The sequence below is a fragment of the Herbidospora solisilvae genome, from assembly GCF_009901565.1.
In the GTDB taxonomy this organism is placed as follows: domain Bacteria; phylum Actinomycetota; class Actinomycetes; order Streptosporangiales; family Streptosporangiaceae; genus Herbidospora; species Herbidospora solisilvae.
This window is the reverse complement of record NZ_WXEW01000017.1, coordinates 52,390-61,473: the sequence shown is the minus strand read 5'-3', so window position 1 is coordinate 61,473 and position 9,084 is coordinate 52,390. Positions and strand designations below refer to the sequence as shown.

6 protein-coding genes are annotated in these 9,084 nt (G+C 69.6%); 4 read left to right on the top strand and 2 right to left on the bottom strand.

Going from position 1 to position 9,084, the window contains the following annotated elements; all coding sequences use genetic code 11:
• Positions 1-113, top strand: a 113-nt coding sequence (locus GT755_RS37945; protein WP_161482693.1) for an integrase core domain-containing protein, incomplete at its 5' end; no start/stop codon positions are given.
• A gap of 10 nt (positions 114-123) precedes the next feature.
• On the opposite strand, the gene GT755_RS37940 is transcribed toward GT755_RS37945, so the two are convergent.
• Both GT755_RS37940 and GT755_RS37935 read right to left on the bottom strand, forming a co-directional pair.
• Positions 124-615 carry an NADPH-dependent FMN reductase gene (locus GT755_RS37940; RefSeq protein ID WP_161484378.1) on the bottom strand — a complete coding sequence of 164 codons (492 nt, stop codon included), beginning with the start codon at positions 613-615 and terminating at the stop codon, positions 124-126.
• Between the two features lie 104 nt (positions 616-719).
• Complete coding sequence (locus tag GT755_RS37935; protein WP_161484377.1) at positions 720-1,751, bottom strand: MBL fold metallo-hydrolase; 1,032 nt, start codon at positions 1,749-1,751, stop codon at positions 720-722.
• A gap of 183 nt (positions 1,752-1,934) precedes the next feature.
• Between GT755_RS37935 and GT755_RS37930 the strand changes: the two genes are divergently transcribed.
• The 3 genes from GT755_RS37930 (at position 1,935) to GT755_RS37920 (ending at position 9,059) form a co-directional block, all read left to right on the top strand.
• Positions 1,935-4,472, top strand: coding sequence for a glycoside hydrolase family 9 protein (locus tag GT755_RS37930; protein ID WP_235968265.1), 2,538 nt, complete (start codon positions 1,935-1,937; stop codon positions 4,470-4,472).
• Between the two features lie 54 nt (positions 4,473-4,526).
• Positions 4,527-5,168, top strand: coding sequence for a B3/B4 domain-containing protein (locus GT755_RS37925; RefSeq protein WP_161484375.1), 642 nt, complete (start codon positions 4,527-4,529; stop codon positions 5,166-5,168).
• Between the two features lie 219 nt (positions 5,169-5,387).
• Positions 5,388-9,059, top strand: a complete 3,672-nt coding sequence (locus GT755_RS37920; protein WP_161484382.1) for a multifunctional oxoglutarate decarboxylase/oxoglutarate dehydrogenase thiamine pyrophosphate-binding subunit/dihydrolipoyllysine-residue succinyltransferase subunit — start codon at positions 5,388-5,390, stop codon at positions 9,057-9,059.
• Positions 9,060-9,084 lie beyond the last annotated feature (25 nt).

Sequence of the window (9,084 nt, the reverse complement as noted above, 5' to 3'; positions counted from 1 at the left end):
ACCAGCACCGAACCCAAGCCCTCGGCCCCTGGCTGGAGCACTACAACACCACACGCCCACACTCAGCCCTCGGCGGCCAACCACCCATCAGCCGACTGTCACCAAGTCCATGACCGAGTACACCTAGACCCGGGCGGGGAGCTGGCCCGCGAGCTGCCCGGCCCACGGCTTGAGCACGGCGTCCAGATCGGCGAGCTGGCTCTCCAGCACCGCCAGCCCCGGCGTGGGCACGATCGCGCCCAGCTCGACCAGCAGCGGCCGGAAGTGCACCTCCACCGCCAGGGCGTGCTGGGCGCCGCCCATCACCAGGAGCGGCAGCGCGTGCTTCCCGGCCAGCGCCCGGGGCGGCAGGCGGTCGAGGAAGGCCTTGAGGAGCCCGGTGTAGGTCCCCTTGTACGTCGGGCTCGCCACCACCAGCACGTCGGCGTCCTTGACGAGGTCGAGCGCCACCTCGACGGCCGCGACGGGCTGGGGCGCGAACAGGTGGGGGGCCAGGCCCGCGAGGTCGACCACGTCGCCGGTCGAGCCGAGGGCCGCCTCGGCGGCGGCGACGGCGACGGTCAACGTGCGCGATCCGCCGCGCGGGTTGCCGACCAGGGTCACGATGCTGCCCATCAGACGTCCTCCTCGTATTCTTCGGCCTCGTCGTCGGGGAGGTCGTACCAGAAGACGTCGCCGGGATACTCCAGGCTCATGAGCACGAATGTAGCACTTATTCCCTACTTGTAATATAGGTTATGTTCCTCGCGTAGCCGGCCTTTCCCCTCCAGGTAGATCAGGTGGGCCAGCGTCTCGTTGTTGGCGGCCCGGAGCTGGAACCCCTGGATCGACTCCCACGGCCGCGACCAGGTCAGCCGGGTCGCGATCTGCCAGCACGTCAGGCCCGGCTCGGCGGCGACCACCCGTTCGATCTCGGCCAGCCGGTCGTGGTGGTGGGAGATCACGTAGTCGACGCGGCCGGGCAGGTCGGGGAAGCGGTACTCGTGGGCGGGCAGCACCTCCTCGACGTCGAGACGGCCCACCGCGCGCAGGGCGTCGAGGTAGTCGGCGAGCGGGTTGGGCGCCGACTGCGGGTGGAAGGCGACCATCGGGGTGATCTTCGCGAGCACGTGGTCGCCCGAGAACAGCAGCCCGTCGCCGGCGAAGCACAGGTGGCCGGGCGAGTGGCCCGGCGTCCAGATCGCGGTCAGGTCCCAGCCGGGGAGGTCGAGCCGCGTGCCGTCCTCGATGAGCCGGTCGGGGGCGCCGGCCGAGACGAACCGGCGGATCGCCATCGAGGAGCCCGCCAGCTCGCGGGCCCGCTCCTCCGGGATCCCGCTGCGGAGCAGCAGCGCGAGTTCCCGCTTCGACAGGTCCTCGGTGTCCTCGTACCGGCCGCGCAGCAGCCGGGCGTCGGCGGGGTGCAGGCCGATCCAGGCGCCGGAGTCCTCCCTGACCCGGCCGGCCAGGCCGTAGTGGTCGGGGTGCATGTGGGTGACCAGGACCGCCTTGACGTCGGTGATCTCGTAGCCCGCCGTCTTCAGTCCCGCGGTCAGGGCCGTGTACGCCTCCTCGGTGTCCCACCCCGCGTCGATCAGCGCCACGCCGCCGGGCAGTTCGAGGGCGTAGACGAGCACGTAGCGCAGCGGCGTGTTCGGCAGCGGCACGGGGATCGACCAGAGGCCGGGGCGCACACGTTCGACCTCGGGGAGGCGGCCGGCCAGCCAGGCGGCGTGCTGCGTCGGACTGGCCGGTTCGGTTGGTCTTCTCACGGGTCGATTGTGGCCGACGTACCGAACATAATTCTAGTGGCTGAAATTTTCATCGGACATTCCGGACCCACGGCAGGTCGCCCACCTGCGCCGACCTGCGATTCTTGACCCTCGGTGAAACCCGTTGGAAACATCGGGTGGACCTGAGCCATGGGAGCGCTCCCATACCTGACGAGGTGCATTTTGACGCGACCCTCCCGCCTCACCGCCGTGCTCGCCGCGGCGGCCCTGTTCCTGTTACCGGTGACCACCGCGTACGCCGACGAGGGCCCCGAGCAGATCCCCAACGGGACGTTCGAGACCTCCACCGCGCCCTGGTGGAACACCGGCAACGTCACCGTCGAACTGGAGGACGGCCGCCTGTGCGCTGACATCCCCGGCTCGACCACCAACCCGTGGGACGCGATCATCGGCCTCGACGGCATCCCGCTGGTCGCCGGTGAGACCTACGCCTACCGCTTCTTCGCCTCGGCCACGCCCTCGCGTGTGGGCCGGGCGCTGATCCAGCTCCCGGTCGACCCCTGGACGCAGTTCTTCGCGGCCAACCCCGAGCTGAGCGTGTCGGGCAACTCCTACGAGTTCACCTTCACCGCGCCCACCAGCCTGCCGAACGCGCAGATCGCCTTCCAGCTCGGCGGCAGCGCGACCCCGTGGCGCTTCTGCCTCGACGACGTGTCGCTGCGCGGCGGCGCCGAGCCCGAGGTCTACGAGCCCGACACCGGCCCCCGGGTGCGCGTCAACCAGGTGGCCTACCTGCCCGACGGCCCCAAGAACGCGACCGTCGTGACCGACGCGACCGAGGCCGTCGCCTGGCAGCTCAAGAACGAGGGCGGCACGGTCGTGGCGAACGGCTCGACGACCCCGCGCGGCGTCGACGGAAGCTCCGGCCAGAACGTGCACAGCATCGACTTCGGCTCGTACACGACCGCCGGCGAGGGCTACACCCTGACCGCCGACGGCGACACCAGCCGGCCCTTCGACATCTCCGCGAGCGCCTACGCCCAGCTCAAGCTGGACGCGCTGAAGTTCTACTACACCCAGCGCAGCGGCATCGCGATCGACGACGCGCTGCGCCCCGGCTACGGCCGCCCGGCCGGGCACGTCGGCGTCGCGCCCAACCAGGGCGACACGAACGTCCCCTGCCAGCCCGGCGTGTGCGACTACTCCCTCGACGTCTCGGGCGGCTGGTACGACGCCGGCGACCACGGCAAGTACGTCGTCAACGGCGGCGTCTCCGCCTGGCAGCTGATGAGCGAGTTCGAGCGCACCAAGAACGCCGCCACCGCCAAGGCCATCGGCTCGCTGGCGATCCCGGAGAGCGGCGACGCCGTTCCCGACATCCTCGACGAGGCCCGCTGGGAGCAGGAGTTCCTGCTCAAGATGCAGCGCCCCGACGGCATGGCCCACCACAAGATCCACGACGCCGCGTGGACCGGCCTGCCGCTGATGCCGCACCTCGACCCGCAGCCCCGTGAGCTCCACCCGGTCTCCACGGCCGCCACGCTGAACCTCGCCGCCACCGCCGCCCAGGCCGCCCGCCTGTTCGCGCCCTACGACGCGGCGTTCGCGGCCAAGAACCTGGCCGCCGCCCGCAAGGCCTGGACGGCCGCCAAGGCCAACCCGGCGATCTACGCCTCCCCCAACGACGGCGTGGGCGGCGGCGCCTACAACGACGACAACGTGACCGACGAGTTCTACTGGGCCGCCGCCGAGCTCTACATCACCACCGGCGAGGCGGCCTTCCGGGACGCCGTGCTGAACTCGCCGCTGCACACGGCCGACGTCTGGCGTGAGCGCGGCTTCGACTGGGGCTCGACGGCCCAGCTCGGCCGCCTCGACCTCGCGACGGTGCCCAACAACCTGCCCGGCCGGGCGGAGGTCCGCGCCTCGGTCCTGGAGGGCGCCGACAAGTACCTCGCCACGCTGGACGCGCACCCGTACGGCCTGCCCTACAACCCGCCCGACTTCGACTGGGGCTCCAACAACCTGGTCCTGAACAACATGGTCGTGATGGCGGCGGCGTACGACATCTCCGGCCAGAAGAAGTACCTCGACGGCGTGCTGGAGGGCATCGACTACATCCTCGGCCGCAACGCCCTGAACATCTCGTACGTGACGGGCTACGGCGAGGTCAACTCGCACAACCAGCACTCCCGCTGGTACGCCAACCAGCTCAACCCCGACCTGCCCAACCCGCCCAGGGGCACCCTGGCGGGCGGCCCGAACTCGGCCATCCAGGACCCGATCGCGCAGGCCAACCTCCAGGGCTGCAAGCCCCAGTTCTGCTACATCGACCACATCGAGTCGTGGGCGACCAACGAGCTGACGATCAACTGGAACGCCCCGCTGTCGTGGATCTCGGCCTTCATCGCCGACCAGGGCGACGGCTCGGTGACCACCCCCGGCTCGTGTGACGTGACCTACCAGGTCCACGGCTCGTGGCCGAGCGGCTTCTCGACCCAGGTGACGATCAAGAACACCGGCGCCACCGCGATCGACGGCTGGAACCTGAAGTGGTCGTTCCTGGGCGGGCAGAAGCTCGACCACGGCTGGAACGCCGACTACACGCAGTCGGGCGCGACCCTGACCGCGAAGAACCTGTCCCACAACAAGAAGATCCACCCCGGCTCGTCGATCACCTTCGGCTTCAACGGCGTCGGCGCCCCGGGCGCCAACCCGGTGCCGGACCTGTTCCTCCTGAACGGCAAGGCCTGCGCCTAGCCACCCCGGGCCCGTGGCTCTTCCGGGGGAGCCACGGGCCCCTAGTCTTCTTCCGTGCTGAACGACATCCACATCGACGAGGCGGTCCGCGCCCTCCGGCCCGACTTCGCCGTGCTCCTGGTCGAGGCCGTCGGCTTCGTGAACGGCCCCTCCGACGACCGGTCGCGCAAGTGGCTGGCCGAGGCGTCGGCCGAGGCCGCGCCGCTCGACCACCCGAAGATCGAGGCCTGGCGCGAGGCCTACCGCGCCTTCGGCGCCAAGCCCCAGCGCACCCGCCCCTCGGTCGACGCCCTGATCCGCCGCATGCCGCTGCCCGAGATCAACCTGGTCGTCGACGCCTACAACTCCATCTCGGTACGCCACACACTCCCCATCGGCGGCGAGGACCTGCGCCGCTACGAGGGTCCCGCGCGGCTGGTCCGGGCCGCGGGCGACGAGAAGGCCGACGAGGTGCTGGGCGACCCGGCCCCGGGCGAGGTCGTGTGGCGCGACGACGCGGGAGTGACCTGCCGCCGCTGGAACTGGCGCCAGGGCGTGCGCACCCGGATCACCGAAGACACGGTCGACGCGATTTTCATCCTCGAACGCCTGGCCCCGATGACCATGGAGGAACTGGCCTCGGCCGGCGCCGAACTGGTCACGTTGCTGCAGGTGATCAGCCCTGAGGTCCGAACTTCAACACGCACAATCGGTTAGAATTACGACCAATATGACGAAAAGGGGACCTCGCCCTGACCAGCCGGTGAGGGTGCCTCTACCATCCTGGGGGGCTACCCGTGCGTGACCAGTTCGGACAGTCCTGGGAGCATAAGCGGGAGCCACGCGCCGGACGGCTCTCGTCACCTGGCTGGACGAGTAGCCTTGGACAGGTTCCTTTACATCAACGCCGATCTGCGGAAGAGGGCGATTTCCGCCGTGTCGTCTGAGTCGTCGCGGACAGACCCGCTGGCAAGCTTCGGACAGAACGAATGGCTTGTCGACGAGCTTTACCAAAAGTACCTTCAGGACCCCGAGTCGGTTGACAAGGCCTGGTGGCACTTCTTCGCGGATTACAACGGGCAGGGCAAGGTCGCCCCGCCGGGCGACGCGACGCAGGCCGCCGCTCCCGCACCCGCCGCACCCGCCGCTCCCCCGCAGCCGAAGGCGGAGCCGAAGAAGGCACCTCCTGCCAAGGCTCCCGAGAAGCCGGCCGCCGCCAAGACCGAGGCGCCGAAGCCGCCCGTCGGCGCGGTCGAGGAGAAGCTGCGCGGCGCCGCCGCCCGCACCGCCCTCAACATGGAGGCGTCGCTGGCGATCCCGACCGCGACGAGCGTGCGGGCCGTTCCGGCCAAGCTGCTGATCGACAACCGGATCGTGATCAACAACCACCTCTCCCGCGGGCGCGGTGGCAAGATCTCCTTCACCCACCTCATCGGCTACGCCATCGTGCGGGCTCTTGAGGCCATGCCGGAGATGAACTACGCCTACGGCGAGATCGACGGCAAGCCGGCTCTCGTCCGGCCCGAGCACGTCGGGCTGGGGCTGGCGATCGACGTCCAGAAGAGCGACGGAACGCGCCAATTGCTGGTGCCGTCGATCAAGGCTGCTGAGACGCTCGACTTCCAGCACTTCTGGATGGCCTACGAAGAGATCGTCCGCAAGGCGCGCTCCGGCAAGCTCGGCGTCGACGACTTCCAGGGCACCACGATCTCGCTGACCAACCCCGGCACCATCGGCACGGTCCACTCGGTGCCGCGCCTGATGCCCGGCCAGGGCACGATCATCGGCGTCGGCGCGATGGAATACCCGGCCGAATACCAGGGCGCCTCGGCCGAGACGCTCTCGCGGCTGGCCATCAGCAAGGTGATGACGCTCACCAGCACCTACGACCACCGCATCATCCAGGGTGCGCAGTCGGGTGATTTCCTGCGGCGCATCCACCAGCTGCTGCTGGGCGCCGACGACTTCTACGACGACATCTTCGAGTCGCTGCGGATCCCCTACGAGCCGGTCCGCTGGACCGCCGACGTTTCGGCCTCCCACGACGACGACGTCGCCAAGTCGGCCCGCGTCATCGAGCTGATCCACGCCTACCGCGTGCGCGGCCACCTGATGGCCGACACCGACCCGCTGGAATACCGCCAGCGCAAGCACCCCGACCTCGACATCACCAAGCACGGCCTCACCCTGTGGGACCTGGAGCGCGAGTTCCCGACCGGTGGTTTCGGCGGCCGGGCGCTGATGACGCTGCGCGAGGTCCTCGGCGTGCTGCGCGACTCCTACTGCCGCACCGTCGGCATCGAGTACATGCACATCCAGAACCCCGAAGAGCGGGCCTGGATCCAGGCGCGGGTCGAGAAGCCCCACGCCAAGCCCGACCGCGACGAGCAGCTCCACGTCCTGGCGCGGCTCAACACCGCCGAGGCGTTCGAGACCTTCCTGCAGACGAAGTACGTCGGCCAGAAGCGCTTCTCGCTCGAAGGCGGCGAGTCGCTGATCCCGCTGCTCGACTCGGTGATCGCCGCGGCGGCCGACGAGCAGCTCGACGAGGTCGTCATCGGCATGGCCCACCGCGGCCGTCTCAACGTGCTGGCCAACATCGTCGGCAAGTCCTACGCCCAGGTGTTCGGCGAGTTCGAGGGCAACCTCGACCCGCGCAGCGCCCACGGCTCGGGCGACGTGAAATACCACCTGGGCGCCAACGGCGACTTCGTGTCGCCGTCGGGCAAGCGGATCAAGGCGTCGGTCGTCGCCAACCCGTCCCACCTGGAAGCGGTCGACCCCGTCCTCGAAGGCGTCGTGCGCGCCAAGCAGGACCTGCTGGAGATGGGCCCCGAGGGCTTCACCGTCCTGCCGGTGCTGATCCACGGCGACGCGGCCTTCGCGGGCCAGGGCGTGGTGGCCGAGACGCTGCACCTGTCGCAGCTGCGCGGCTACCGCACCGGCGGCACCGTCCACATCGTGGTCAACAACCAGGTCGGCTTCACCACCAGCCCGGAGGCCTCGCGTTCGTCGGTCTACGCCACCGACGTCGCGCGCATGATCCAGGCGCCGATCTTCCACGTGAACGGCGACGACCCCGAGGCGGTCGTCCGGGTCGGCAAGCTGGCCTACGAATACCGCCAGGCGTTCCGCAAGGACGTCGTGATCGACATGATCTGCTACCGGCGCCGCGGCCACAACGAGGCCGACAACCCGAGCTTCACCCAGCCGCTCATGTACGACCTGATCGACGCCAAGCGCTCCACCCGCAAGCTCTACACCGAGGCCCTGATCGGCCGCGGCGACATCACGGTCGAAGAGGCCGAGCAGGCGCTGCGCGACTACCAGGAGCAGCTGGAGCGGGCCTTCACCGAGACCCGCGAGGCCGCCAAGAAGCCGCTCGAAGAGGGCGCGGTCGTCAAGCCGCCCACCGACGAGCTGATCGTGTGGAGCCACGACGACACCAAGACGGCCATCTCCGAGGAGACCGTCAAGCGGGTCATCGACACGCAGCTCACGCTGCCAGAGGGCTTCACCGTCCACCCGAGGCTCAACCCGGTGCTCCAGCGGCGCGGCGCGATGATCGAGGAGGACGCGATCGACTGGGCGACCGGCGAGACGCTGGCGTTCGGCTCGCTCCTGCTCGACGGCCACCCCGTCCGCCTGGCGGGCCAGGACTCGCGGCGCGGCACCTTCGGCCAGCGCCACGCGGTGCTGGTCGACCGGGTCACCGGCGAAGACCACACCCCGCTGAAGACGTTCAACGAGGGCGTCACGAAGTTCTACGTCTACGACTCGCTGCTGAGCGAGTTCGCGGCGCTGGGCTTCGAATACGGCTACAGCGTGGTCCGGCCCGAGGCGCTGGTCATGTGGGAGGCGCAGTTCGGCGACTTCGTCAACGGCGCCCAGTCGATCATCGACGAGTTCATCTCGTCCGGTGAGCAGAAGTGGGGCCAGCGGTCGTCGGTCGTGCTGCTGCTGCCGCACGGCTACGAGGGTCAGGGTCCCGACCACTCCTCGGCCCGCATCGAGCGCTTCCTGCAGATCTGCGCGCTCGACAACATGACCGTGGCCCAGCCGACGACCCCGGCGAACTACTTCCACCTGCTGCGCTGGCAGGCGCTGTCCGACCGGCGCAAGCCGCTGGTCGTGTTCACGCCCAAGTCGCTGCTGCGCCACAAGGCGGCGGCGTCGGCGACCGCGGAGTTCACCTCCGGCACCTTCCAGCCGGTGCTCGGTGACACCACGGTCGACCCCGCTGGCGTCCGGAAGGTCGTCCTGTGCTCCGGCAAGATCTACTACGATCTGGCCGCCGCACGCGACAAGGGGGGCCACACCGACACGGCGGTCGTCCGGATGGAGCGGCTCTTCCCGTTCCCCGAGCAGCCGCTGAAGGCCGAGCTGGCCCGCTACGCCGACGACGTCGAGCTCGTGTGGGCGCAGGACGAACCGGTCAACATGGGCCCGTGGCCCTACCTGGCGCTGAAGATGACCGAGCGGCCCGAGGTGCTCAACGGCCGGCGGCTGCGGCGGGTCTCGCGGGCGGCGAACTCCTCGCCGGCCGCCGGTTCCCACAGCACCCACGACAACGAACTCCACGCCATCATCACCGAGATCTTCGGTTAGACACGTCACACCCAGCGGGAGGCCC

Coding starts and splice junctions, on each gene's coding strand:
- GT755_RS37940 (WP_161484378.1), bottom strand. CDS start 615: ATGGGCAGCATCGTGACCCTGGTCGGCAACCCGCGCGGCGGATCGCGC.